The following is a 23,427-nucleotide window of genomic DNA, read 5'->3' as shown; positions in this document are numbered from 1 at the left end:
CGCTAGGGGGTGTGGATAACTAGGCCGGCGGCGCAGGCGGCCAGGCACAGCGCAAGGGTGCCGAAGGTCAGGGCGGCGGCCGCGAGATAGCGGCGATCGCGCAGCAGGGCGATGGCGTCCATCGTCGTCGTGGAAAAGGTCGTGAATGCGCCGCAAAAGCCCACGCCGAGGACGAGGAAGACCTCGGGCGGGAAGGCGTACAGCAGGCCGAGGAGGAAGGAGCCGGCGGCATTGACGACCATGATGCCGTGCGGGAGGCGGGCGTCGAGGGCGACGCGGCAGATCCCGCCCGCGGCGGCGGCCAACGCTAGGAGGATGGCCATAGCGCGTATCCAGCGGCCCCTGCGAGCAGGCCCGTTGTCAGGGTGATGGCGACGTAGCTGATGGCCGCGGCGGGACTCGCGGCGGTGAGGACTTCCAGCACGAAGGTCGAATACGTCGTCAGGCCCCCGCACACTCCCGCGGCGAGGAAGGTTCGCAGCTTGCCGTCGCCGCATGCGGCGAGAACGAGGCCGAGGAGGAAACAGCCGACGATGTTCGCGGTGAGCGTCGAACCCATCGCGTAGCGGGCGAGGGCGCCAAGGGCCGCGCCGGCGCCCACGAGAGCGTAGTTAGTGCGCACGTTCGGCGACCTGGAAGCCGTTGTCGGACAGCACGACGCGATAGCTGCCGCCGTAGGTCTGCTCGGCCCAGGCGGCGACGTCGGCGATGGAGCGTGAAAACTCCGAGGAACGCTGATCGATGACGACGAAATTCGGCGAGATGTCGCGTTCGGCCACCCAGTAGACGCGCGCGTGCGGCACGAGGCGCGCCATGAGGGTGAGGTCGGATACGACGTCGCCGGAGACGAGTTCCTCGATCTGCTGGGCGGTGGTCAGCCGCGCGGGCTCGACGGTGCGGTTGGCGAAGATCGGCAAGGTGGCGCCGACGATCACCGTCGAGCTGATCGATAGGGCAATGCCGGCGGCGAGCAGCTGCGTCGTCACGGGAGCATCGGTGCGGACGTCGCGATAGCGCGGGCCGAGGCGGCGGGCGGCGTCGACGAGCGCGGCGAGCAGGATCGGCATGAGGATGACGTCGTAGTGCCAGCCGATCCACCAGTAAAACTCGACATTGCCCGCGAACCGCCAGGCGAGCGTCGGCAGGATAAGGAGTATCAGCGGCGAGGCGGCGCCGATGATGCCCGCGGTGAGGATGAGGAAGGCGAGCAGCAGCCATTTGGTGGCGGGCGCGAGGATGGAGCCGGTTTCGTCGAGGCGGCCGGTGTAGTCGTATTGGCCGTGGGGGTTGAGCGCCGGCAGGAGAACGGTGATGGTGAGCAGGAACCAGACCGCGCCCCAGCCGATGAGGAAGATGCCCGCACGACGCATCGCGCCCGGGCTGCGGAAGCTGCGCACCAGCATGATGACGCCGAGGGCCGCGACGGTCAGGCCGAGGTCCTCCTTGACGAACACGAGCGGGGCCATCCAGGCAGCCGCCGCGACAGGCCGGTCGGCGAGGTAGGCCGTCAGCGCGAAGGCGAGCAGCGGCACGGCGAACGCGATCTCGTGGAACTGGGCGGCGACGGCGGTTTGCGTCGCCCAGCCGAGGCCCAGGATCGCGCCGAGGCAGGTGGCGGCCCACAGCGGGATGAGGCGGGCCAGGCGCGTGGCGAAGGCCCCCGCGGCGAGGGCGAACAGCGCATTTTGGACGATAAGCAGCGTCAGGCCGGAAGGCGCGAGGCGGTAAAACGGCGCGAGCAGGACAAGGATCGGGTGGAAGTGATCGCCCAGCAGGTTATAGCCGTCGCCTTTGATCGGGACGATGGGCTCGCGCAAGTGGGCGTAGGCGTCGGCGAGCTGCGTGAAGATGCCGAGGTCCCAGCTCGGGGCCGCGAGCGTGCGCCACTGGCTGAGGGAGATCGCGGTGGCCAGGGCGAAGGTCGCGAGGGCAACAGCAAGGCCCGACAGGTACCTAGATTGCATCGGTCTTTTCGAGGTAGCGCAGCGCCGCCCAGCCGAGCGGCACCCGGCCCCAGAACGTGAGGAGGCGGTAGATCACCGTCGTCGACAGGGCCGTCGCATACGGAATGCCCGCGAGCGCGAGGCCGGAGGTCAGGGCAACTTCGACGGGGCCGACGCCGCCGGGGGAGGGCACGACGGAGCCCGCAGAGTTGGATACGAGGAAGGTGATGGCAAGCGTGATGGGCGAGAGCGTGTAGCCGAAGGCGAGGAGCGCGAATCCGAAGGCGGCGACGTAGCCGATCGTCATGATGACGTTGCCCGCGATCGCGATCGCCAGGCGCTTAGGGTTGCCGACGGCCCACAGTACGCGCGGCCAAATCTGCTTCATCGTCGGGCCGATCTTTGCCCAGACGAAGGTGCGCACCTGCGGGAAGGCGAACGCGGTGGCCGCGGCCGCGAGGATACCGAGGACCGTGAGGACGGTGGGCAGCTGGGGCAGCGAGATCGTGCCCGCGGAGCCCGAACCGAGCGCGACGATGACGAGCAGGGCGACGGTGATGACGAAGCGCGAAACCTGGGTGAGGGCGACGGTGGCGCCGGCGAGCGCGGCCGGGACGCGCGCCTTGGTTAAAAAGCGCATATCCATCGCGGCGGGGCCGATGCCGGCGGGGGCGACGAGAGAGACGATCGAGGCCGCGACCTGCACGAGGGTCGCGCGCCACAGCCCGATCTTTTCGGGCGTGAAGGCCACGAGTCCGATCGCCGAACCGAGGTAGGTGAGCAGGCCGCAGCTGAAGGAGGCGACCATCCACCACGGGTTCGCGCCCTGCACGGCGGCGATGACGTCGGAGATTTGCAGCGAACCCATGACGACGATGACGGCGACGAGGCCGATGATGACCATCGCGAGGGTGCGAAAGGAGACGCGCTCGAGGCGAATCGGGGCGACGTCCGCGGCGTCGCCGATGAGGGCATCGCGCAGTTCGGCCAGCAGCTCGCGGTGGTGGCGTAGCTCGCTGCGCGTGGGCGCGGGCAGGGCGGCCTTTTGCAGCAGCGGCGTGATGCTCGCGACGGTGGCGTCGCCAAGGACGCCGCGCGCGATGGCCAGGGCGCGTTCGGGGCCGACGCGGAGCGCGGTGATCGTCAGCAGCTGGGCGAGGTCGATGCGGCGCACGAGCTCGGAGGCCGCGATCTCGCCGTCCTCCCAATTCAGCAGCCAGGCGCGGCCCTGCTCATCGACGAGCGTGGCGCGCTCGGTGATGTTGTGGTGGGCGAGGCCTGCGCGGTGGGCGGCGGCGAGTTGGCGCCACAGGTCCGTGAGTGTGTCGTCGCTAATCTCGGACATTTCGGCGAGCTCGCGCGCGGGCGGCAGCGGCTCGTAGGTGACGATGATGGAGGATTCGGCCTGGGAGACGGAGCGGGCGGCGACGGTGCGCACCCCGGCGGCGCGCGCCTCGTGGTTCATGAGCAGCGCGCGCTCGGCGGTTTCCTTCACGCTCGGGGCCCAGCGGCGCTCCAGGCCGCGGTTGCGGATCGCGTCCCACATGTTCGATAGGACGCCGAGGACCTGCTGCTCGGCGTCGAGCACGACGGCATCGAAGCGGCCGTCATCGGTCCACACGGCGAAGATGCGGTGGGAGGTCGCCAGGCGCGTGCCGCCCACGCGCTCGCGCAGGGCGTCGATATCGGCGAGCGGATCGGGTACGACCACCTCCTCGCTGGAGATCCCTTCGACGTGGCCGACGGGCGCCGTGGACGTCACGGTCCAGGCCGCGAGGTTATCAACGTCGTCGACGCGCACGACGAGGTGGGCATCGAGCCCGGCGCGGCGCAGCCCCGCGATGAGGCTCGCCCCCCAGGCGCGCCCGGAGCGCACGCCCGCGAAGTAGCAGATCACGAGCGCGACGGCGCGGCCCAGCAGCAGCGTGATGAGGACGCCAGGCAGCGTCTGATCGCCCTGGATGACAGCGAGGAAGAGCACGAGCGAGAGCGCGTACCAGGAGATGCGCACGGTACGCGAGGAGGTGCCGGCGCTCGCGGTGGTCAGCAGCGCGGCGAGCGTGGCGATGTAGGTGGACAGCACGATGCGCGAGCCCGGCAGCGATAGCGCCGTCGCGATCGCGTTGGGGGCGGTGGCCTGCAGCGTATAGACGGCGAGCTGGGTGAGGGCCGCGGCGCCGATCGCGGCGCCCGCCATCATTGCGGTGGCGCGCCACCGCCGCCGCGCAATCGTCGAGACCATGACGGCGATCGGCACGAGGGAGGCGACGAGGCCTTCGAGCACATTGACGGGCACGAGCAGCACCTGGCGCGCGGTTTTCGCGACGGCCGAGGCAACGTCTTCCGTCACGCCGGACGTCGTGCCGTGGGCGTAGATCGCGAGCAGCAGCACGAGCGCAATACCGAAGGCCGCGAGCAGCGCCCCCAGGCCATCTTGCGGGCGGCGCACGATGCGCTCGGGAGAATCGATGAGCGTGACGGGATGCCGGGGCGTTTCGGCGTTCATGCTCATGGAGTGAGTCTACGACGAGTGGGCGCGGCGCAGGCGCAGCGAGTTCAGCACGACCATGACCGAGGAGCACGCCATCGCGGCGCCCGCGATCATGGGGTTGAGCAGGCCCGCCATCGCCAGCGGGATCGCGGCGACGTTGTAGAAGAACGCCCAGAACAGGTTTTGCTTAATGATGCGCAGCGTGGCGCGGGCGATCCGGATGGCGAGCGGGGCGGCGAGCGGGTCGGAGCGCATGAGGGTGATGTCGGCGGCTTCGATCGCGACGTCGGTGCCGGAGCCCATCGCCATGCCGAGATCGGCCTGGGCGAGCGCGGCCGCGTCGTTCACGCCGTCGCCCACCATGGCCGTCACCTTGCCGCCGGATTGCAGGGCGGCGACGACGTCGCGCTTATCGGCGGGCAGCACGCCCGCGTGCACGGTCTCGATCCCGACCTGGCGCGCGACGGCGCCCGCGGGTTCGGCGGCATCGCCCGTCAGCAGGACCGAGGTGATGCCAAGCTCGCGCAGTTCGGCGACGGCGCGTGCGGCGCTGGGGCGCAGCGGTGCGGCCACGGCGATGGCGCCGATGACGCGATCGCCGGCGGCGACCCACACCGTCGTCGCGCCCGCGAGCTCGTCGGGCAACGTGAATTCGGGCAGCTCGAGCGCGAGGAAGTCGGCCTTGCCGACGCTGATGCGCTCGCCTTCGACGGTGGCGCGCACGCCGAGGCCCGCGGAGGTCTCGAAGTTCGTCGCAGCCGGCAGGGGGTGCGACGCGGCGGCGACGATCGCACGCGCGATCGGATGCTCGGAGGAGGCTTCCGCGGCCGCCGCGAGCTGGAGCACTCGATCCGAGCCTGCCACGTGCCGCACCTGCATGGTGTCCTCGGTAAGCGTGCCGGTTTTGTCCCACACGAGGGTGTCAACGACGCGCGTCGATTCGAGGATTTCCGGACCCTTGATGACGATGCCGAGGTGAGCCGCGCGGCCGGTGCCCACGAGCAACGCCGTCGGGGTGGCAAGGCCCAGCGCGCACGGGCAGGCGATGACGAGGACGGCGACGGCGGCGGTGAAGGCGGGAGTGAGCTCGCCGCCGATGAACCACCAGCCGAGGAAGGTTGCGATGGCGAGCAGGATGACGATTGGGACGAAGACGGCGGAGATGCGGTCGGCCAGGCGCTGGATGGGGGCCTTGCGCGCCTGGGCGTCGGCGACCATGGCACCGATGTGCGCGATGAGGGTGTCGGCGCCGACTTTCTCGGCGCGGATCGTGAGCGCGCCGGAGGTTGCAATCGTGCCCGCGGTGACGTGATCGCCCGGGCCGACGTCCACGGGTTCGCTCTCGCCCGTGACCATGGCCTCATCGACGGCGCACTGGCCGTCGAGCACGATGCCGTCGGCCGGAATCTTTTCGCCCGGGCGTACGAGCAGCGTGTCCCCGACGGCGAGTTGGTCCACGGGCACGCGCTCCTCGCGGCCGTCGATAAGCCGCGCCGCGTCCTTCGCGCCGAGATTGAGCAGCTCGCGCAGCGCGGAGCCCGCCCGATAGCGCGAGCGGGATTCGGCCCAGCGTCCGGCCAGCAGGAACGTCGTGACCATGGCGGCGGATTCGAAGTAGAGCTCGGCCATCGTGGAGTGGCGCGGTAGGAGGCTCATGTGCATGCGCATGCCGAGGTGGCCGGCGCCACCGAACAGCAGCGCCCACAGGGACCACAGGGTGGCCGCGCTGACGCCGAGGGAGACGAGCGTGTCCATCGTCGAGGTGAGGTGGCGCGCGGCCCGCGCGGCCGCGGAGTGGAAGGGCCAGGCCGCCCAGGTCACGACGGGTAGCGTCAGGGCTGCGACGACCCACTGCCAGCCCGTGAACTGCCAAGCCGGCACCATCGACAGCGCCATCACGGGGATCGATAGCGCGAGGGCGACGAAGAAGCGTCGGCGCAGATCGGCGGCGCGTGCCTCGGACGGATCCGAGGTGTCGTAGTCGTCGGCGGACTTCACCGAGGCGCCGTAGCCCGCCGCCGCCACGCGCGCGATGAGGTCCGTGTCGCTGATATCGGAGGTGACCGATACGTGCGCGGTTTCGGTGGCGAGGTTGACGCTCGCCGAGACGCCGTCGAGCTTGTTGAGCTTCTTTTCCACGCGCGCCACGCAGGACGCGCAGGTCATGCCAGTGACCGCGAGGTCAACATCTCTCGCGGTGGCACTCCGGGCGGGATCCCCCGCCGGCATTAGAAGTCCCGTTCGATAGCGAGCAGGGTGTAATCGCCGGCTTCGTCGATGGCCTCGCGCAGGGCGTCGTCCTCGACCGGAGCAGACACATAGGCCGTCACGGTGGAGGTGCCCTTGGCGTCCAGGGTGACGACGACGTTATCGACGTGCTCGAGCGCCTCCAGCTCATCGGTGACGTGCTGGGCGCAGTTCCCGCAGGTCATGCCATCGATTTTGAGGACGATGGTGCGATCAAACATGTCTGCTCCTTGCGACGGGAATGGTTAGCAAAAGTATAGAAAATTGCCGGGGTGCTAGCGCGTTATTCTTCTTCGGGCGAATCAAGCTTGGCGCGCAGCCAGCTCGGGATGTTCTCCTCGCTGCGCGGGAAGCGCTCGAGTTCGGCGGCCCAGACCTCGGCCGGGAATTCGCGCGTGAGGCGGGGCTCGTTGTCGTAATCGAGCGAGATCTGGAACTGGCCGTTCGGCGTGATCGATAGGAATGCGGAGAACCAGGCGCCGCGATCGGGCTTGGCGGTGGCCATGCGCAGCTTGATGAGGTGCGGGGCGACGCCCTCGACGGGTTCGGGCAGCGGGCGCACGTCTTCGCCAAAGATCGCCTGGGAGGCGATCTGCAGGTTCGTGTCGACGCACATGCCCATCATCTCGATGCGGTCGGCCTCCCGCGGCGCGGCCTTGGCGACCTCGGCGATGATGTCGCGGTAGATCTCCTGCAGGTCATCGGAGGCGAGCGGGTCGTTCGGATCGGAGGCCTTGATCGTCACCTGCGGCTCGCCCTCGCCAACCCACGCGCTGCGGGCCGCGCTGGCGCTCGATTCGGCCTCAGACTGGGCCTGGATCGGAGTCGTATCGGCAAGGTCCTCCTCGCGCGCCCAGGCCTTGGCGACGCGTTGCGTCGGCTCAATGCTGCTCAGCTCGGACCAGGGCAGCGTCGCCTCCCACACGCCCGCCTCGATGAAATCGAACTTCGCGTTCTGGTTCGCGCCGTGATCGAGCACGAGGGAGGAGATGCGGGCGAGGTCGCCGTCGTCGGAGGAGAAGCGTTCGATGACGCGCACGGGCAGGTCGCGGCAGGTGGCCTTGACGTGGGATTCGAACAGGAGGTCGACGTCGTCGAAGGCGACGACCTTGGCCCACATGCCCGCCTCGGTCTCGGCGAAATCTGGGTCCTCGGGCTGGCTCATCGTCGCGAGCGTGACGGAGACGATGTCGCCGGCCTCGTCATAATCGGGTTCGGCGGCATAGGCGGCGCCGTCAAGGACGCCGACGCGGCCCGCGATGATCGTGGGCGGAATGGCGTGGAACTCGCCGGCCTCGTCCTGCCAACCGAAGGCGGGGCCGTTGTAGGTGCCGGCGAGCGTCGGGCTCGATTCGCCGGGGGTAAAGCGCCACAGGCGCGCGCCCGCGGGCAGGCGGGTGTGCTCGAGCCACAGCAGGGGGGTGGCGACGTCGTCGACGCGGACGAGGCCATCGGCCGGCAGGGGGAAGAGCTCGCTCATCGCCTCCGGGTTGGCGCGCACGAGCGGGGTGGCCTGCGGCGAGGGGAAGTGCAAGATGTGGATCGCCTCGCCCGCCGCGAAGGGGCTGTTGGGGTAGTCCAGCTGGTGCAGCTGGCGCAGGTTCTCATCGCTGGTCAGGTCGGAGACGTCGGAGGCGCTCAGGACCCAGCCGGAGACGCGGTCGAATCCGTGGTCGAGGTAGGCCTGGGCCATACCGGGGGTGACGGCCTTTTGGAGCATCATGAGGAGTGGCTTTCGGTTGCGGAGCGGTTACGCAGTCGCATGACAACCCATGCGACCACGAGGATCAGGACGAGAGCGATGACGACGTAGGTGGCGACGCCGACGTAGTTTTCGACGAGGTGCCAGTTCTCGCCCAGGTAATAACCGGCCAGGATGAGCGCGGTGTTCCAGATGAGCGAGCCGATCGTCGTCAGCAGGGTAAAGATCGCTAGCGGCATACGCGTGACGCCCGCCGGGATCGAAATGAGCGAGCGGAAGATCGGGATCATACGGCCGAAAAAGACGGTGTAGGTGCCGTGCTTATCGAAAAACGCCTCGGTCTTGTCGACGTCGGAGATCTTCACCAGGGGCAGGGCACCCATGATCTTGCGGGTGCGTTCGCGGCCGAGGAGTGCGCCGACGCCGTACAGGGCGAGCGCGCCGACGACGGAGCCGACCGTCGCCCAGATGATCACGCCGAGCAGCGTGAGGCTGCCACGGGAGGCAGTAAAGCCCGCGAGCGGCAGGATGATCTCCGAGGGAATCGGCGGAAAGAGGTTTTCGGCGGCGACGAGGACGGCGGCGCCAAAAGCGCCGAGGGTCTCCATCACGGTGACTGCCCAGCTGGCGATTCCGGTCAGCGGTTGGTCAGCGGGTGCGGCGGCCAGCACGATCGATATCACGGGCCTTACCCTACCCCCGGGTGTCGGCGTCGAGCTCGTCGACGAGGCGAGAGGCGTATCCCGTGTAGGTGGCGGGGGTGAGCGCGGCAAGGCGTGCCTCGACGTCCGCGGGCATGTTGAGCGAGGCGATGAATTCGCGCATCGCGCTGGCATCGACCTTGCGGCCGCGGGTGAGTTCCTTGAGACGCTCGTAGGGATCCTCCATGCCGGTGGCGCCCGCGATCGAGGCGGCGCGCATGGCCTGTTGGACGGCCTCGCCGAGCACTTCCCAGGCGCCGTCGAGGTCCGCCTCCATGGGGACGCGGTCGACGTCGAGGCCGGCAAGGCCGCGCGTCATGTTGTCGATCGCGAGCAGCGAGTGTCCGATCGCGGGGGCGACGTTGCGCTGCGTCGTGGAGTCGGTCAGGTCTCGCTGCAGGCGGGAGGTCACGAGGGTCGCGGCGAGTGTGTCGAGCAGCGCGCAGGAAATTTCGAGGTTCGCTTCGGCGTTTTCGAACCGGATGGGGTTGACCTTGTGCGGCATCGTCGAGGATCCGGTGGAGCCCTGGGCCGCGAGGTTTTGGCGGAAGTAGCCGAGCGAAATGTAGGTCCACACGTCGGTGGCGAAGTTGTGGGCGATGCGGTTGAAGCGCGCGATGTCGGAGAACAGTTCGGCCTGCCAGTCGTGGGCCTCGATCTGGGTTGTCAGCGGCGTGAAGGTCAGGCCCAGGTGTTCGACGAAGGAGCGGGCAATGGCCGGCCAGTCGGCCTCCGGCACGGAGATCGCGTGCGCGCCGTAGGTGCCGGTCGCGCCGTTGATCTTGCCGAGATATTCCGCCGCTGCGATGCGTCGCAGCTGGCGCGTCAGCCGGTATGCGGTGACGGCGAGCTCCTTGCCGAGCGTCACCGGGGTGGCGGGCTGGCCGTGGGTGCGCGCGAGCATCGGGACGTCGCGGGTTGCGCGCGCGAGCTCGGCAATATCGTCGACGAGGCCCTGCGCCGCCGGCAGCCACGTGCGCTTAACGGCGTCCTTAATGATGAGGGCATAGGACAGGTTGTTGATGTCCTCGGAGGTGCAAAAGATGTGGACGATCTCGCCCACGCTCGGCAGCACGGAATCGCTGGGCGCGGCAGCCAGGCGCCGCTTGATGAAATACTCAACGGCCTTGACGTCGTGGCGGGTCTCGGCCTCGATCGCGGCGAGTTCGGCGATTTCCTCGGCGCCGAAGTCCGCAACGATCTGGCGCAGGTAGGCCTTGTCGTCGTCGGTGAAGGTCGGCGCGCCGGGCAGGACGTCATGGTCGGTCAGGTGAATGAGCCACTCAATCTCCACTGTGATTCGTGCCCTGTTCAGCGCCGCCTCCGAGAGCGAATCGACGAGCGGAGCAACGACGCTGCGGTAGCGCCCATCAAGCGGAGTCAGGGCAATTTGAGGGCGAAGCGAGGACAAATCTTGGGCCATGGCTCCTATTGTGCCGCCTCCGATCACGATGTGGATCGAGCGGGTCTCATGGTGGCGGGACTTGGACTTTTGTTACCAGACCGTTATCGTTATTCATGGCCCGAGTAAGGGGCTTGTTTCCACCGGCAAAGGAGCCATAGTGACTACAAGCAATCCCGGAGATATGTCCGGCAGAGCGAGTGATCTCGCAGAACCAGGTGCAGATACGCACACCTCCAAAGGCACGTTGACATTCCTGCCGCTGCTCGCCCTCGTCGTGGGGTCGATGATCGGTGGCGGTATTTTCAACCTGTCCCGCGACGTCGCGGAAACGACGGCGCCCGGCCCGGCCATGATCGGTTGGGGCATCACAGCGGTCGGCATGTGCTGCTTGGCCCTGTGCTTCCAGAACCTCGCGAACCGACGACCGGACCTCGATGCCGGTGTCTACGCCTACGCTCGAGCCCTGTTTGGCCGACTCGTAGGCTTTCTTTCTGCCTGGGGTTACTGGTTCTCGGCATGGGTTGGCAACATCGCCTACTTCGTCCTCCTGTTCGGAACGCTGAGCCTGTGGTTCAAGGGCTTTGGTAGCGGCACGACGTGGCCCGCGATCATCGCGGCATCAGTCCTGTTGTGGGGACTGCATACGCTCGTCATCAAGGGCGTGCGTCAAGCCGCAATCGTCAACACGATCTCGACGATCGCGAAGCTCATCCCGATCATCCTGTTCATCATCATCCTGATCTTCGCGTTCAACTTCGATATCTTCACGAGCGACTTTTGGGGTACCGAATCGGGTCTCGGGTCGGTCTTCGATCAGACCCGCGGCATGATGCTCGTGACCGTGTGGGTCTTCATCGGTATTGAAGGCGCCTCGATCTACTCCGCTCGCGCGAAGAACCGCCGCGACGTCGGTAGGGCCACCGTTGTGGGCTTCCTGCTCGTGCTCGTTTTGCTCATGATGGTCAACCTGCTCTCGCACGGCGTGCTGCGCCAGGCCGAGATCTCCGGTCAGGCCGAGCCCGCCATGGCTGGCATCCTCGAATCGGTGATCGGACATGCCGGTACCGTGATCGTCTCCGTCGGTCTGGTCATCTCGCTGTTCGGAGCGCTGCTGGCGTGGCTGCTCATCCCCGTCGAGATCATGCAGGTAGCCGGCGAAGACGGCACGATGCCGAAGATCTTTGGCCGCCTGAACAAGAACGGCTCGCCGTACGCGGCCCTGTGGCTGACGAACATCTGCATGCAGATCACGCTCATCCTCACCGGCTTCATGGGCGAGGGTGTCTACAAGACGATGATCAGCTTGGCGTCCTCCCTGATCCTCGTGCCCTACCTGCTGTCGGCTCTGTATGCCGCTTACCTTGCGAGCACTGGTAAGACCTACGAGAAGAATTCCTCAGCTCGTGGTCGAGAACTCACGCTCGGCGTCGTCGCATCGATTTACGGTGTCTGGTTGCTGTATGGAGCAGGACTCAACTATTTGCTTGTCGCAACCCTCCTGTATGCCCCCGGCTTGATCATTCACGCCTGGGCGCGCAAGGAACGCGGCGAGAAGGTCTTCCACGGTCCCGTGGAACTCGCGCTTGCGGCAGCGATGTGTGTCGGTGCCGTCTTAGCGTTGGTCCTTTGGTTAAACGGAACCATTGCGATCTAGCCATCCCCACAGAAAGGAATGATGTGACAATGACGTACCACGTCGATTCAGAGGTCGGAAAACTCGACCAGGTGATTCTTCACCGCCCCGGCCAGGAACTAGCAAGACTCACCCCGACCAACAAGGACAAGCTCCTTTTCGATGACATTGTGTGGCTGAAGGAAGCCCAAAGAGAACACGACGGCTTCGCTCAGTTGCTGCGTGATGAGGGTATTGAGGTCCTGTACTTCCAGGATCTGCTGCAGGAGGTCCTGGACATTCCTGAGGCAAGAGCCCACGTCCTGGACCACGTCATCGATGAGCGCCGCTACGGCCTGGCCGCAACGGACGCGCTGCGGAACTACGCGGATCGGCTCGAGTCCGACAAGCTCGCCACCATGATCGTGGGCGGCGTGACCAAGCAGGAAATCATGAAGGAGGTCGGCGATCCGAAGTCCGTCGTCTTCGACATGCTCGGTCCCGACGACTTCGCCCTGCCGCCGTTGCCGAATCACCTGTTCACGCGCGATACCTCCTGCTGGGTCTATGACGGAGTGGCCATCAACTCGATGCGCATGGATGCTCGTCGCCCGGAGACCGTGAACTTCGAAGCCATCTACACCTGGCACCCGAAGTTCGCGAACGAGGACTTCAACCGTTGGAGCCTCGGCAACGACGAAGGCCCCGCCTCGATCGAGGGCGGCGACGTCCTCGTCATCGGTAAGGGCAAGGTCCTGATCGGTATGTCGGAGCGCACCACGCCGCAGGGTGTGGAGCGCCTGGCCCGCCAGCTCTTCGACGCCGGCCGCGCGGACGAGATCGTCGCGCTGCACATGCCGAACGAGCGCGCGCTCATGCACCTGGACACCGTCATGACGATGCTCGACGAAGAGTCGTTCACCGCCTACGGCAACCTTGGCATGCTCGCCTCCAACACGATCCGCCCGGGAGAATCCTCCGGCAAGCTCGACGTCACCTACAACTCGCCGGACAAGATGTTCGACGTGATTGCTGGTGCCCTTGGCCTGCCTGAGGTCCGCGTGCTCACCACCCCGCAGGACTCCCTGCAGGCCGAGCGCGAACAGTGGGACGACGGCTGCAACTTCCTCACGATCCGCCCCGGCGTCGTCGTGGGTTACGAGCGCAACGTCGCCACCAACTCCTACCTGCGTAGCCAGGGCATTGAGGTCCTGGAGGTCGAAGGTAGCGAACTCGGCCGCGGCCGTGGTGGCCCGCGCTGCATGTCCTGCCCGACCATCAGAACCGGCATCTAGCGCCGACGCGTCCGGCGGCAGCCTAGCGGCTGTCGCCGGACGTTTTTATGCGTAGCGGGCGGCGACACTCACGGTTTGCGGGCCATAGGAGCCGCCAAACAGGACGGCGTGCACGAGTAGCATGTGCAGCTCATGCAGCCCGATGCGCTCGCGCCAGCCAGCATCGAGCGGCGAGACGGACTGGTAGCCCGCGATCGTATCGTCCAGATGCCGCGAGCCGAACAGGTGCAACGCGCCGAGGTCCGTCTCCGCGTGCGCACCATGCGCGACCGGGTCGATGAGGATTGCCTCCGGGCGCCACATGACGTTGCCGCCCCACAGATCGCCGTGGGTGCGGGCGGCCGGTTCGCGGCAGAGGCCGGGCAGCGCGGAATCATGCTCGCCAGCTGCGATGCGCGCCATCGCAGCCTCGATCGTGCGTACCCCGGCAGGTGAGATCGCGCCGGCGTTGGCGGCGTCCTTAACGTAGGGGGCCATGCGGTATTCGGCGTAGAACTCGCCCCAGCTGAGGCCCGGACCCGGCATTGCAATATCGACGTTCGCATAGCGCGCATGGTTGCCGATGCCGGGCGGGGGAGCGCCAAAGTGCGGCGCCCCCGCGGCGTGGGTGCGGGCAAGCGCCTCGCCGAAGGCATAGGCATCGGCCGGGCTCGGGGCAGCGGTCTCGATGTGTGCCGTCGTGAGATAGCCGGCCTCGGCGTTGACCTCGGTTAGTTCCGCGACGGCGGCCCCGTCGGCTTCAGCAAGCCACCGCAGCGAGGCGGCCTCCGTCGCAATCGAGAGCGCGTCGCCGGTTTTACGAAAGTCCGCCATGCCTCCAGTATGGACGTATGCGAATTGTCTGCGCCCCCGATAGTTTCAAGGAATCGCTGAGCGCGCGCGAGGCAGCCGACGCAATGGCGCGCGGCATCCGGCGGGTGGTCGACGCCGATATCACGCTCGTGCCGATGGCCGACGGCGGCGAGGGCACTGCTCAATCGGTGTGCGATGCGCTCGGTGGACAGCTGCGCCGCGCGCGCGTGACGGGCCCACTCGGTGAGAGCGTCGAGGCCCACTATGCCCTCGCGGGCGATGTCGCCGTCGTCGAATGTGCCCAGGCCTGCGGGCTCGATCTCGTCCCCGAAGACCAGCGCAATCCGTTGCGTACGACGACGCGCGGCGTCGGCGAACTCATCGCGCACGCCATCGACGCCGGTGCGAGCACGGTCATCGTGGGGCTCGGCGGCTCCGCGACGAACGACGGCGGCGCGGGCCTCATCGCCGGGCTCGGCGGGCGCGTCCTTACCGCTGCCGGCGATCCGATCGACGACGGCGCTGTTGCACTGGCCGATGCCGCGAGCATCGAGCTGCCCGACCTTTCCGGCATCACGCTGCGCGTCGCCTGCGACGTCGATAACCCACTGCTCGGCGAGCGCGGCGCGAGCGCCATCTTCGGCCACCAAAAGGGCGCGAGCCCCGAGCAGGTAAGCGAGCTCGACGCGCTCCTGCGCGACTATTCGACGCTCTTCGACGCCGACCCCGAGACCCCGGGAGCGGGCGCGGCCGGCGGGCTGGGCTTCGCGCTCCTCGCGCTCGGCGCCCAGCTAGAGCCCGGCGTACGCATCGTCGCCGATACCGTCCGCCTCGCCGACAAGGTCGCCGGCGCGGATCTTGTCCTCGTCGGCGAAGGCTCGATCGATAGCCAGACGCTGTCCGGAAAAACCCCTGCGGGCGTCGCCGAGATTGCGCGCGCGGCCGATGCCGCTGTCATCGCTTTTGCCGGCCGCGTCGCGGACGAAGAGGAGCTCGCTCATCTCTTCGACGCCGTTATTCCCATCGTGCCCGGTCCCTGCACCCTTGCCGAAGCCAAAGCCGCCGCCGCGGACAACCTCGAGGCTGCCGTCGCTCGAGTCCTGCGCCTGCTCGCCGAGACTGTGCACAGGCCAGAGCGGGTCGACACCGAGCGAGCCTAGGTCCACTGCGCGCCGCCACGGCGCCCGGGTGCCACATACCTTCCCTACTACCGGCCAGATCGGCCGGAACGAGTCGGAGGGAGTCACCCGATGTTCGACAATTTCTTCGTATCCACCCACCTGGATCGCGCCGAGGATAACCTCGCGGCAGTCGTCGCCCGGCTAGAGGCCGCCTACCCCCAGGATTGGACCGGCGGTGCCGCGCAGGCCTATCACCACGAGGTCACGGATGCGATCGCCGCCGCCAACGCCCTGCGCACGCGCATCGGCTACATCCGGGCAAAGGTGGCGTGATGGGGGAGATCGTTCACGTCGCCGCTGGCCAGCGTGTCGATACCGAGCACCTGGAAAAGCTCGCCGCCATCATCGCGCTCGCGGGCACCCACACGGCTGTTGCGACGGCCAACGTCACGCGCGCGATTGCCACGTCGCCAACGGAGATCCTTTCCGGCTTTGAGCACGCCTCGGACGTCGCCTCCGATCTGTTGCTCCTGCTCTATGGCACCCACTCCCTCGGCTCGCTGGCCGCGCGGCTCACCGACCTCGTCGCCGCGCTGACGCAAACCGCCGCCATCTACGTCGAGGCCGAGCAGACCGCCGAACGCCAGATCCAGCAGGCGACCCCCGGCCTGTTCAGTCGCCTCTTGTCGCTGAACATCCGCGGAGGGCAGGCCGTCGGCTTCGGTATCGCCGCCTACCTCGGCGGCTGGTCCGGCTTTGTCGGCAACGGAGCCGCCACCCAGTGGGGCGTGCGCAGCGCCGCCATCTCCCTCGATCTGAGCCCGCTGTCCGGCCTATACGTCCTGCCGGAAGGCTTCACCGACGATCACGACCTCACCCCCGTCCAGCGCACCGCCTACGTCCTCATGCGCCTCATCGGCAACGATCGCTTCGATGGCGACGTCACCCTCAGCGAACTCGATTCGGACGGCTTCTACCTCGGCGGCCCCGACGGCCGCGCCATCCCGCCCGACTTCGACACCCTCATCATCGGTGGCCAGCTCCCTGCCGCCGCCATCGCGAGCGCCGGAGCGGCAATCGGCTACTCGATGCTTACCGGCCCGACGGTCTACGAAGGCGGCCGCACCGGGCGATTCCCCAACTCGGCGGCCGCTCGAACCGGCTACGCCATCGGCACACTCGGCCGCCTCAACCGCGAAAGCGGCCGCCGCCAGGAACAGGTCATCCAGATCGACACGATCACCAAGCCTGACGGCAGCATCCAACACGTCGTCTTCATCCCGGGTACCTCCGCAGGAAAAAGCGTGTGGGGCCGCAATCCGGCGAGCCACGACGCCAACGTCAACCTCGTCGCGGGCCTCGACGCCGACGCGCAGCGCTCGGTCCGCGCGGCCATGGAAGCCGCGGGCATCAAGGAGGGCGAGTCCGTCGCCTTCGTCGGGCACTCCCAGGGCGGCATCACCGCGATGAACCTCGCCGCCTCAGCGGCCATGAACGAGAAATACCACGTCAACTACGTCCTGACGGCAGCCTCCCCGGTCGGGAGCCAACGGCTACCGGAGCACGTGACCTCGCTGCATCTGGAGGAAAAGAATGACCGCGTCCCCTCCCTCGATGGCGCCGGTAACCACTCCGCGCCGCACCAGGTCACCATGACGTTCACGGCCGATACGATGACGGCCCGGCTCGGCTCGACGCACGGCGCCGAGGTCTACGCCGAGGGGATGAAACTCGTCCAGAACTCGGCGGATCCGGATCTGGTGCGCGCCAAGCACGACATGTCCGAGGTCTTCGGCTTCGATACCGGAGCCGAGGTACGCTCGCGTTCCTTCGCCGCGGCGCGCACGATCTACGGCGCGGACGTCGCCCCGCAGCTAGTCCGCAACCGGGTCATCCACCCCGGAATCGACGTACTTCTGCAGCGCTAACGCGACTCGAAGCGCTCCGGCAGAATGATGTTCAGCACCCACATCGCGAGCGCAATGATGAGACCACCGAGGAAGGCGGCCCAAAAACCTTCCACGTTGAGGGCGAATTCCGTCTTCGACGAAATCCACCCCGTCAGCATGAGCATGAGTGCGTTGACGACGAGCGAGAAGAGCCCGAGCGTCAGGATGTAGAGCGGGAAGGACAGCACCTTCACGATCGGCCGGATGAACATATTGACGAGCGTGAATAAGAGCGCGACGACCGCAAGAATCAAAATCTTGTGCCCAATCGAATCGCTCGGAGCGAGCTCGATTCCCGGAACGATCACGGCAGCGAGCCAGATCGCGATGGCGGAGACGATCAGTCTGATGAGGAAGCCCATAGCGTCATCGTGTCATAGTTGGACCATGCCGAGCGAGAAAAAACTCGGGGCCTATATCCGCCCCGACATTGAATCCCTGCCCGCTTACGTCCCCGGCGCCCGCCCTCCGGCCGGCGTCACGATGACGAAGCTGTCATCGAATGAGAACCCCGCTGATCCCGCCCCCGCCGTCGTCGATGCCGTGCATCGGGCCGCCAGTCAGATCAACCGTTACCCCGATCTTTACGCCACCAACCTCACCGACGCGATCGCGGAACACTGGAAACTCACGCCCGAGAACGTGGCCGTCGGAAACGGCTCCGTGGCGCTCCTGTCGCACGCGCTGACCGCGCTTGCCGTCATGGGGGACGACGTCGTCTACCCCTGGCGGTCCTTCGAGGCCTACCCGATCATCGCGCAGGCCGCGGGCGCCACCTCGATTCAGGTCCCGCTGCGCGAGGACGCCAGCCACGATCTGGCCGCGATGGCTGCCGCCGTCACCGAGCGCACCCGCGCCGTCATCGTCTGCAACCCTAACAACCCGACCGGAAACCTCATTACCCGCAGCGAGCTCATGGACTTCATCGAGACGATTCCGCCCACCGTCGCGGTCTTCGTCGACGAGGCGTATCAGGAATACGTCGAAGATGCCGAGTGCTCCTTCGATCTCAGCGAGCTTGCCAACTACCCAAACGTCCTCGTCTTCCGGACGTTTTCCAAGGCCTATGGGCTCGCGGGGCTGCGGGTCGGATACTGTCTGGGCGATCCGCGGCTCATTGCGGCCGTGCGCTCGACGTCGACCCCGTTTGGTGTCAACGCGATCGCGCAGGCGGCCGCCCAGGTGGCGCTCGGCGAGCAGGAGGTCATGCGCCGCCAGGTCAAGGAGGCGATCGAGGAGCGCGAGCGCGTCGTAACTGAGCTGCGCGAGGCGGGCTGGAGAATCCCGCCCACGAGTGGAAACTTCTTTTACCTGCCGCTGCGCGAGCATGCCGCAAAGCTCGCGGCCGCCGGCCTCGACGAGGGCGTCCTCATCCGCGGATATGCGGGCGATGGCGTACGCGTGACGATCGGGACGCCGGCCGAAAACGACCGTCTCTTAGAGTTTTTGGCGGCGCGCGAGCCTAATTCGTCAGCACTGCGGCGGCCATAAGCGCGGACAGCCCAATTTCCACCAACCCGATGTGCATCGGGCGGATTGGGCTGCCGCGACGACGCTGAATAAGCGGCATGACGATCGCGCGGATGAGTGTGAGGGTCGCCGCGAGGATGAGCAGCACTGAGGCGAGCGGGCGCGGCCAGTGCCCGAGGGCCACGACGGCGATCGCGGCGATGAGCGCAAGGGCGTGGTAGCCGATCGAGCCCGCCCAGTAGCGTGGATTGCGGCGCTCGCGGATGAGCGACTTCACGTGCGGGATCGTGCCGATGAAGTAAACCGTGAGCGCCGCACACGCGCGCCACGCCCAGCTCGGATCAGCGCCGAGCGTGCCGGCCGGGTCGAAGGCGAGGCCCGCGAGCAGGCTCGGCGGGCGCGTCGCGGCGTCGAAGGTCACCATCGTCATGAGGCAGGCGGCGGTGATCGTCACGACGTCGTTGAGCAGTGAGCGGTCCTTGCGGCGGGCGATGCACCACGCGGAGATCGCGGCAAGCGGCATGAGGTAGACCGCCCAGCCGATGAGCCACGGCGCGGCGATGAGGGTCGCTATCAGCAGGGGTGCGGTCGCGAGCGCGTAGGCGCGCACCGGCGGAAAGTAGCGAGCTTTGCGACGTGATTTCAACCAGAGCGAGGCGGCGTGAAACAGGAAGTAGCCGACCCACCAGGCAGCGAGCAGCGGAATATGGCGCCAGCTGGGACCCCCGATGACGACGCCGACGAGGGCGGGCACGGTGATCATCGCCCACGCGCCGTGTTGGTCAGGAATCCAGCCGGGGGAACGTCGCTTCATATCTCCATTGTAAACCGGAGAAAATCAGTTCGGGATTATCTGTAGGGTTGCCACAACTGGGTGGTGGACATCCGTAACTTACGATTGCGTAGGTTAGGAGGTTGTCATGACGTTGACACACCCACAGCAGGATTTCGCGGGCCTGAGCATGCTCGATCACCACGGCGAGTGGCACGAGGATGCGACGCTGGCCCGCTACGCCGATACCTCGCAGGATTTCCTGCGTACGGCCTACCGGCACATGGTGCGCACCCGTGCCTTTGACGATGAGGCGACGAGCCTGCAGCGGCAGGGCGAGCTCGCGCTCTGGCCGCCGTGCAAGGGGCAAGAAGGCATCCAGGTGGGATCGGCGCTCGCGACGCCGATGAGCGATCTTGTCGTTCCCTCCTATCGCGAGCACGGCGTCGCCGACGTCCGCGGGCTCGATCTGGCCAAGCTCATTGGCGTCTTTCGCGGCGTCGAGCACGGCGGCTGGGATTCGGCCGAGCGCAATTTTCACCTCTATACGTTCGTCATTGCGGCGCACCTGCCCCACGCGGTGGGGCGCGCGATGGCGCTGCAGCAGGATCACCGGCGCGGCCTCAATGCCGAGCAACGTGCCGTCGTGACCTACTTCGGAGACGGCGCGACCTCGCAGGGCGATGCCAACGAGGCGCTCGTTTTCGCCGCGAGCGCGAAAGCGCCCGTCGTCTTCATCTGCCAAAACAACGGCTGGGCGATCTCCGTTCCGACGAGCGTGCAGTCCGCCGTGCCGATCGTGCAGCGGCCCGCGGGCTTTGGGATCGAGGCGCTGCGTATCGACGGCAACGACCCCGTCGCGAGCTACGCGGCGACCAAACTCGCGCTCGAACACGTGCAGTCCGGTCGCGGCCCGTTCTTCATCGAGGCCGTCACCTACCGGATGGGCGCGCACACCACCAGCGATGACCCGACGCGCTACCGCACCGACGCCGAAGAGCAGTACTGGGCCGAACGCTGCCCGATTAAGCGCACCGCAGCTGCGCTACGCAACCAGGGCGTCGGCGAGGACTTCTTCGCCGACGTTGCCGCGGACGCCGAAGACCTGCGCTCGCGGATTAGGACCTACACGCGCGAGCTCAGCGCGGGCGACGTCCTGGACATGTTCGACCACGTCTACGCCAGCGAGCATCTGCAGGTGGCCGCCGACCGCGCGGCCTGGGAGGCGGGAACATGCTGACGCGCGAAGCGCTGCCCATGGCCAAGGCGATCACGGCCGCGATGCACGACGCCATGACCGAGGACGAGACGGTGATCGTCTCCGGCGAGGACGTCGGCCAGCTCGGCGGCGTCTTCCGCGTCACGGCGGGCCTGCTCGATACCTTCGGGGCCGAGCGGGTGCGCGATACGCCGCTCGCAGAATCCGGCATCGTGGGCACCGCGATCGGGATGGCGCTCGGGGGCTACCGTCCCGTCGTCGAGATCCAGTTCGACGGGTTCGTGTTTCCGGCGTTCAACCAGATCACGACGCAGCTAGCCAAGCTGCGCTACCGCTCCGCGGGCCGGCTGAGCCTCCCGCTCGTCATCCGCATCCCGTTTGGGGGCGGGGTTGGCGCCGTCGAGCATCACGGCGAGAGCCCGGAGACGTACTTCGCGCACACGCCGGGCCTGCGCGTCGTCACGCCCGGGGATGCCGGCGATGCCTACACGATGCTGCGCGCGGCGATCGCGAGCGATGACCCGGTCATTTGCCTCGAGCCGAAATCGCGCTATTGGGTCAAGGGCGATATTGAGCGCGGCGGCCACTTCACGCCCGAAAGCGCCAGCGAGGAACTCAGCAGCGCGCACATCGAGCGCGACGGCAGCGACATCACGCTCATCGGGTACGGGCCCGTCGTCGCGACGCTGCACGAGGTTGCGGACGCGCTCGCGGGCGACGGCGTGAGCGCCCAGGTCGTCAACCTGCGCTCGCTCAATCCGATCGACAAGGCGACGCTCGTGGCGGCCGTCAGCGGCACCGGGCGCGCTGTCATCGCGCACGAGGCACCGACGGTACTTGGCCCCGGCGCCGAGGTTGCCTCGCACCTGGCCGCCGAGTGCTTCTACCAGCTGGAGGCGCCCGTCGCCCGCGTCGGAGGCGCCTTCACGCCCTACCCCGCGGCCGCCTTCGAACATGAATACCTGCCCAATGCCGAGCGCATTCACCGCGCGGTCCAGCGCACCCTGGAGTACTGATGAGACGCGAATTTCTGCTGCCCGATCCGGGTGAGGGCCTGACGGAGGCGACGATCGTGCGCTGGCTCGTGGCCGCAGGCGACATCGTCGCGACGAACGATCCGATCGTCGAGATCGAGACCGCCAAGTCCGCCGTGGAACTGCCCAGTCCCTACGACGGTAGCGTCGCGGAACTGCTCGTCGAGGAGGGGGCGGAAGTTGCCGTCGGCACGCCGATCCTCGCGGTCGAGGTCCCGGGCGACGATGAGCCCGAAGCAGCACCCGGGGAAACAGTGCCCGAGGAAGCAGCGCCCGAGGCAGCGGGCGATGGCGCGATGCTCGTGGGCTATGGCGCCAAGGGGGCAAGCCACCGAGCGACGCGCAAGCAGCGGGTGCTCGCTAAGCCCCCGGTGCGCAAGCTCGCGAAGGACCTCGGGGTGGACCTCACGACGGTGGAGGCGACCGGGCCCGGCGGCATCATCACGCGCGAGGACGTCAACCTCGCCGCGAGCGCGCAGGAAGCCGAAACCCTCGCAAGCTATCCGGGCGACGAGCCATGGCTCGCGGGCGGCCGCGTCGATCGCCAAGGCCGCGAAACCCGCGTGCCGGTGCGCTCGGTGCGCCGCCGCACCGCCGAAGCGATGGTCGCCTCCGCGTTCACGGCCCCGCACGTCACCGTCTTCCAGACCGTCGACGTCACGAAGACGATGGAGCTCGTCGCTGATCTGCGTGCCTCACGCGAATTCGCGCAGCTGCGCGTTACCCCGCTCGTCATGGTGATGAAAGCGCTCATCATGGCGGTGCGCGAACACCCGCAGATCAACGCCTCCTGGGACGAAGCCGCGCAGGAAATCGTCTACAAGCACTACGTCAACCTCGGGATCGCGGCCTCCACGCCGCGCGGCCTCGTCGTGCCCAATATCAAGGACGCGCACCGCATGACGCTGCCCGAACTCGCCGCGGGACTACGCGAGCTGACCGAGCGGGCGCGCGCCGGCGAAACCAGCGTCGCGGAGATGAGCCAGGGCACGATCACCATCACGAACGTGGGCGTCTTCGGCATCGACACCGGCACGCCCATCCTGAACCCCGGCGAGGCGGCCATTCTCGCGTTCGGCGCCGTCAAGAAGCAGCCGTGGGTCCACGACGGTGAACTTGCGATCCGTGACGTCACGACGCTAGCGCTGAGCTTCGATCACCGGCTCGTCGACGGCGAGCTCGGTTCACGCGTCCTTGCCGAGGTGGCAGCCCTGCTGCAAGACCCCGCCCGCGCGTTCATTCGCTAAGCGCCCGCAGTCGGTAGCGCGAGCCATCGCTCTCGCGTAGCAGGAAGCCAGAATCGACGGCGCTGCGCCGAGTTCCGGCGACGTCGGCGACGAACATTGCGAGCGCCGCATTCAATTGTGGTTCGGTGATGGACGCCGGCGAGCCGAGCCGCGCGAAGACTTCGGCGACGATCTCTTCAGCCATCGGGGCCGTGATATCGGTGACCACGGGCAGGTGGCGGAAGGCGAACGGCCCGCGGAGTTCCTCGATCTCGCCAAGGCTCGCTGCCAATGCCGCCGTATCGATGCTGCCATCGGCGGCGACGAAGCTGAGGCGGTCGAGCGGCGGGGCCGGCGGCGATGGATTGGCCAACATACGCGCGAGCTCCTCACGCAACTTCGGAGTGCGAAGAAGCGTGAGGAGCATGCGCGAATCAGCAAGAATCAT

At 67.4% G+C, this 23,427-nt stretch carries 22 protein-coding genes; 9 read left to right on the top strand and 13 right to left on the bottom strand.

Translation table 11 applies throughout. From position 1 onward, the window contains the following. Positions 1 to 2: 2 nt before the first annotated feature. The 9 genes from MUN85_RS05565 to purB all read right to left on the bottom strand — a co-directional run bounded on the left by MUN85_RS05565 (position 3) and on the right by purB (position 10,507). Positions 3 to 323, bottom strand: coding sequence for a fluoride efflux transporter FluC (locus MUN85_RS05565; protein WP_250505771.1), 321 nt, complete (start codon positions 321 to 323; stop codon positions 3 to 5). Further along, positions 308 to 622: a fluoride efflux transporter FluC gene (locus MUN85_RS05560; protein WP_250505770.1), complete on the bottom strand. Its 315-nt coding sequence runs from the start codon at positions 620 to 622 to the stop codon at positions 308 to 310. Before MUN85_RS05560 ends, MUN85_RS05565 begins: the two co-directional genes overlap by 16 nt. After that, on the bottom strand, positions 612 to 1,964 hold the full coding sequence (locus MUN85_RS05555; RefSeq protein ID WP_250505769.1) for a DUF2079 domain-containing protein: 1,353 nt from the start codon (positions 1,962 to 1,964) through the stop codon (positions 612 to 614). The genes MUN85_RS05560 and MUN85_RS05555 overlap by 11 nt, the downstream gene beginning before the upstream one ends. After that, on the bottom strand, positions 1,954 to 4,455 hold the full coding sequence (locus MUN85_RS05550; protein WP_250505768.1) for a lysylphosphatidylglycerol synthase transmembrane domain-containing protein: 2,502 nt from the start codon (positions 4,453 to 4,455) through the stop codon (positions 1,954 to 1,956). Before MUN85_RS05550 ends, MUN85_RS05555 begins: the two co-directional genes overlap by 11 nt. A gap of 9 nt (positions 4,456 to 4,464) precedes the next feature. Beyond that, the gene (locus MUN85_RS05545) at positions 4,465 to 6,663 is read right to left on the bottom strand and encodes a heavy metal translocating P-type ATPase (protein ID WP_348647950.1); all 2,199 of its coding nucleotides are present in this window, start codon (positions 6,661 to 6,663) and stop codon (positions 4,465 to 4,467) included. Continuing rightward, the gene (locus MUN85_RS05540; RefSeq protein ID WP_250505766.1) at positions 6,663 to 6,902 is read right to left on the bottom strand and encodes a heavy-metal-associated domain-containing protein; all 240 of its coding nucleotides are present in this window, start codon (positions 6,900 to 6,902) and stop codon (positions 6,663 to 6,665) included. The genes MUN85_RS05545 and MUN85_RS05540 overlap by 1 nt, the downstream gene beginning before the upstream one ends. A gap of 62 nt (positions 6,903 to 6,964) precedes the next feature. After that, positions 6,965 to 8,404 (bottom strand): hypothetical protein, encoded by a 1,440-nt coding sequence (locus tag MUN85_RS05535; RefSeq protein ID WP_250505765.1) that lies wholly within the window; start codon positions 8,402 to 8,404, stop codon positions 6,965 to 6,967. Beyond that, the gene (locus MUN85_RS05530) at positions 8,401 to 9,066 is read right to left on the bottom strand and encodes a DedA family protein (protein WP_250505764.1); all 666 of its coding nucleotides are present in this window, start codon (positions 9,064 to 9,066) and stop codon (positions 8,401 to 8,403) included. The genes MUN85_RS05535 and MUN85_RS05530 overlap by 4 nt, the downstream gene beginning before the upstream one ends. Before the next feature lie 10 nt (positions 9,067 to 9,076). Continuing rightward, positions 9,077 to 10,507 carry an adenylosuccinate lyase gene (gene purB, locus MUN85_RS05525; protein ID WP_250505763.1) on the bottom strand — a complete coding sequence of 477 codons (1,431 nt, stop codon included), beginning with the start codon at positions 10,505 to 10,507 and terminating at the stop codon, positions 9,077 to 9,079. A 139-nt stretch (positions 10,508 to 10,646) separates the two neighbouring features. Between purB and MUN85_RS05520 the strand changes: the two genes are divergently transcribed. Both MUN85_RS05520 and MUN85_RS05515 read left to right on the top strand, forming a co-directional pair. Continuing rightward, positions 10,647 to 12,143 (top strand): basic amino acid/polyamine antiporter, encoded by a 1,497-nt coding sequence (locus tag MUN85_RS05520; RefSeq protein WP_250505762.1) that lies wholly within the window; start codon positions 10,647 to 10,649, stop codon positions 12,141 to 12,143. A 29-nt stretch (positions 12,144 to 12,172) separates the two neighbouring features. Continuing rightward, a complete protein-coding gene (locus tag MUN85_RS05515; protein WP_250505845.1) occupies positions 12,173 to 13,396 on the top strand; it encodes an arginine deiminase in 1,224 nt (407 codons plus the stop codon). Positions 13,397 to 13,441: 45 nt separating this feature from the next. Here the strand turns inward: MUN85_RS05515 and MUN85_RS05510 are convergent, their stop codons facing one another. After that, a complete protein-coding gene (locus MUN85_RS05510) occupies positions 13,442 to 14,209 on the bottom strand; it encodes a fructosamine kinase family protein (protein WP_250505761.1) in 768 nt (255 codons plus the stop codon). A 17-nt stretch (positions 14,210 to 14,226) separates the two neighbouring features. Here MUN85_RS05510 and MUN85_RS05505 point away from each other — a divergent pair, with 17 nt between their 5' ends. The 3 genes from MUN85_RS05505 to MUN85_RS05495 all read left to right on the top strand — a co-directional run bounded on the left by MUN85_RS05505 (position 14,227) and on the right by MUN85_RS05495 (position 17,237). Further along, complete coding sequence (locus MUN85_RS05505) at positions 14,227 to 15,348, top strand: glycerate kinase (protein WP_250505760.1); 1,122 nt, start codon at positions 14,227 to 14,229, stop codon at positions 15,346 to 15,348. 90 nt (positions 15,349 to 15,438) lie between these two features. Continuing rightward, the gene (locus tag MUN85_RS05500) at positions 15,439 to 15,642 is read left to right on the top strand and encodes a hypothetical protein (RefSeq protein WP_092562412.1); all 204 of its coding nucleotides are present in this window, start codon (positions 15,439 to 15,441) and stop codon (positions 15,640 to 15,642) included. After that, positions 15,642 to 17,237: a hypothetical protein gene (locus tag MUN85_RS05495; RefSeq protein ID WP_250505759.1), complete on the top strand. Its 1,596-nt coding sequence runs from the start codon at positions 15,642 to 15,644 to the stop codon at positions 17,235 to 17,237. The genes MUN85_RS05500 and MUN85_RS05495 overlap by 1 nt, the downstream gene beginning before the upstream one ends. Here the strand turns inward: MUN85_RS05495 and MUN85_RS05490 are convergent. Beyond that, entirely contained in the window at positions 17,234 to 17,620 is a 387-nt protein-coding gene (locus MUN85_RS05490) for a phage holin family protein (RefSeq protein ID WP_092562406.1), read from the bottom strand. The genes MUN85_RS05495 and MUN85_RS05490 overlap by 4 nt on opposite strands. Before the next feature lie 25 nt (positions 17,621 to 17,645). Between MUN85_RS05490 and hisC the strand changes: the two genes are divergently transcribed. After that, positions 17,646 to 18,749, top strand: a complete 1,104-nt coding sequence (hisC, locus tag MUN85_RS05485) for a histidinol-phosphate transaminase (protein WP_250505758.1) — start codon at positions 17,646 to 17,648, stop codon at positions 18,747 to 18,749. Here the strand turns inward: hisC and MUN85_RS05480 are convergent. Beyond that, complete coding sequence (locus tag MUN85_RS05480; protein ID WP_250505757.1) at positions 18,721 to 19,542, bottom strand: YwiC-like family protein; 822 nt, start codon at positions 19,540 to 19,542, stop codon at positions 18,721 to 18,723. The genes hisC and MUN85_RS05480 overlap by 29 nt on opposite strands. A gap of 106 nt (positions 19,543 to 19,648) precedes the next feature. Between MUN85_RS05480 and MUN85_RS05475 the strand changes: the two genes are divergently transcribed. From MUN85_RS05475 to MUN85_RS05465, 3 genes are read left to right on the top strand one after another with little or no spacing between them, the layout of a single operon-like run. Next, the gene (locus tag MUN85_RS05475; RefSeq protein WP_092562397.1) at positions 19,649 to 20,740 is read left to right on the top strand and encodes a thiamine pyrophosphate-dependent enzyme; all 1,092 of its coding nucleotides are present in this window, start codon (positions 19,649 to 19,651) and stop codon (positions 20,738 to 20,740) included. Beyond that, on the top strand, positions 20,734 to 21,735 hold the full coding sequence (locus MUN85_RS05470) for an alpha-ketoacid dehydrogenase subunit beta (RefSeq protein WP_250505756.1): 1,002 nt from the start codon (positions 20,734 to 20,736) through the stop codon (positions 21,733 to 21,735). The genes MUN85_RS05475 and MUN85_RS05470 overlap by 7 nt, the downstream gene beginning before the upstream one ends. Beyond that, entirely contained in the window at positions 21,735 to 23,000 is a 1,266-nt protein-coding gene (locus MUN85_RS05465) for a dihydrolipoamide acetyltransferase family protein (protein WP_250505755.1), read from the top strand. The genes MUN85_RS05470 and MUN85_RS05465 overlap by 1 nt, the downstream gene beginning before the upstream one ends. Here MUN85_RS05465 and MUN85_RS05460 read toward each other — a convergent pair. Continuing rightward, positions 22,990 to 23,427 carry a DUF2087 domain-containing protein gene (locus MUN85_RS05460; protein WP_250505754.1) on the bottom strand — a complete coding sequence of 146 codons (438 nt, stop codon included), beginning with the start codon at positions 23,425 to 23,427 and terminating at the stop codon, positions 22,990 to 22,992. The genes MUN85_RS05465 and MUN85_RS05460 overlap by 11 nt on opposite strands.

Source organism: Bowdeniella massiliensis (genome assembly GCF_023634005.1).
In the GTDB taxonomy this organism is placed as follows: domain Bacteria; phylum Actinomycetota; class Actinomycetes; order Actinomycetales; family Actinomycetaceae; genus Bowdeniella; species Bowdeniella massiliensis.
The sequence above is the reverse complement of the archived record's forward strand: the minus strand, read 5'-3'. Positions and strand labels throughout refer to the sequence as shown.

Bases quoted from the DNA above. Each gene is read 5' to 3' on its own strand.
- MUN85_RS05565 (WP_250505771.1), bottom strand. From the start codon at position 323: ATGGCCATCCTCCTAGCGTTGGCCGCCGCCGCGGGCGGGATCTGCCGC.
- MUN85_RS05555 (WP_250505769.1), bottom strand. From the start codon at position 1,964: ATGCAATCTAGGTACCTGTCGGGCCTTGCTGTTGCCCTCGCGACCTTC.
- MUN85_RS05550 (WP_250505768.1), bottom strand. From the start codon at position 4,455: ATGAGCATGAACGCCGAAACGCCCCGGCATCCCGTCACGCTCATCGAT.
- MUN85_RS05545 (WP_348647950.1), bottom strand. From the start codon at position 6,663: ATGCCGGCGGGGGATCCCGCCCGGAGTGCCACCGCGAGAGATGTTGAC.
- MUN85_RS05540 (WP_250505766.1), bottom strand. From the start codon at position 6,902: ATGTTTGATCGCACCATCGTCCTCAAAATCGATGGCATGACCTGCGGG.
- MUN85_RS05535 (WP_250505765.1), bottom strand. From the start codon at position 8,404: ATGATGCTCCAAAAGGCCGTCACCCCCGGTATGGCCCAGGCCTACCTC.
- purB (WP_250505763.1), bottom strand. From the start codon at position 10,507: ATGGCCCAAGATTTGTCCTCGCTTCGCCCTCAAATTGCCCTGACTCCG.
- MUN85_RS05515 (WP_250505845.1), top strand. From the start codon at position 12,173: ATGACGTACCACGTCGATTCAGAGGTCGGAAAACTCGACCAGGTGATT.
- MUN85_RS05510 (WP_250505761.1), bottom strand. From the start codon at position 14,209: ATGGCGGACTTTCGTAAAACCGGCGACGCGCTCTCGATTGCGACGGAG.
- MUN85_RS05505 (WP_250505760.1), top strand. From the start codon at position 14,227: ATGCGAATTGTCTGCGCCCCCGATAGTTTCAAGGAATCGCTGAGCGCG.
- MUN85_RS05500 (WP_092562412.1), top strand. From the start codon at position 15,439: ATGTTCGACAATTTCTTCGTATCCACCCACCTGGATCGCGCCGAGGAT.
- MUN85_RS05495 (WP_250505759.1), top strand. From the start codon at position 15,642: ATGGGGGAGATCGTTCACGTCGCCGCTGGCCAGCGTGTCGATACCGAG.
- MUN85_RS05490 (WP_092562406.1), bottom strand. From the start codon at position 17,620: ATGGGCTTCCTCATCAGACTGATCGTCTCCGCCATCGCGATCTGGCTC.
- hisC (WP_250505758.1), top strand. From the start codon at position 17,646: ATGCCGAGCGAGAAAAAACTCGGGGCCTATATCCGCCCCGACATTGAA.
- MUN85_RS05480 (WP_250505757.1), bottom strand. From the start codon at position 19,542: ATGAAGCGACGTTCCCCCGGCTGGATTCCTGACCAACACGGCGCGTGG.
- MUN85_RS05475 (WP_092562397.1), top strand. From the start codon at position 19,649: ATGACGTTGACACACCCACAGCAGGATTTCGCGGGCCTGAGCATGCTC.
- MUN85_RS05470 (WP_250505756.1), top strand. From the start codon at position 20,734: ATGCTGACGCGCGAAGCGCTGCCCATGGCCAAGGCGATCACGGCCGCG.
- MUN85_RS05465 (WP_250505755.1), top strand. From the start codon at position 21,735: ATGAGACGCGAATTTCTGCTGCCCGATCCGGGTGAGGGCCTGACGGAG.
- MUN85_RS05460 (WP_250505754.1), bottom strand. From the start codon at position 23,427: ATGATTCTTGCTGATTCGCGCATGCTCCTCACGCTTCTTCGCACTCCG.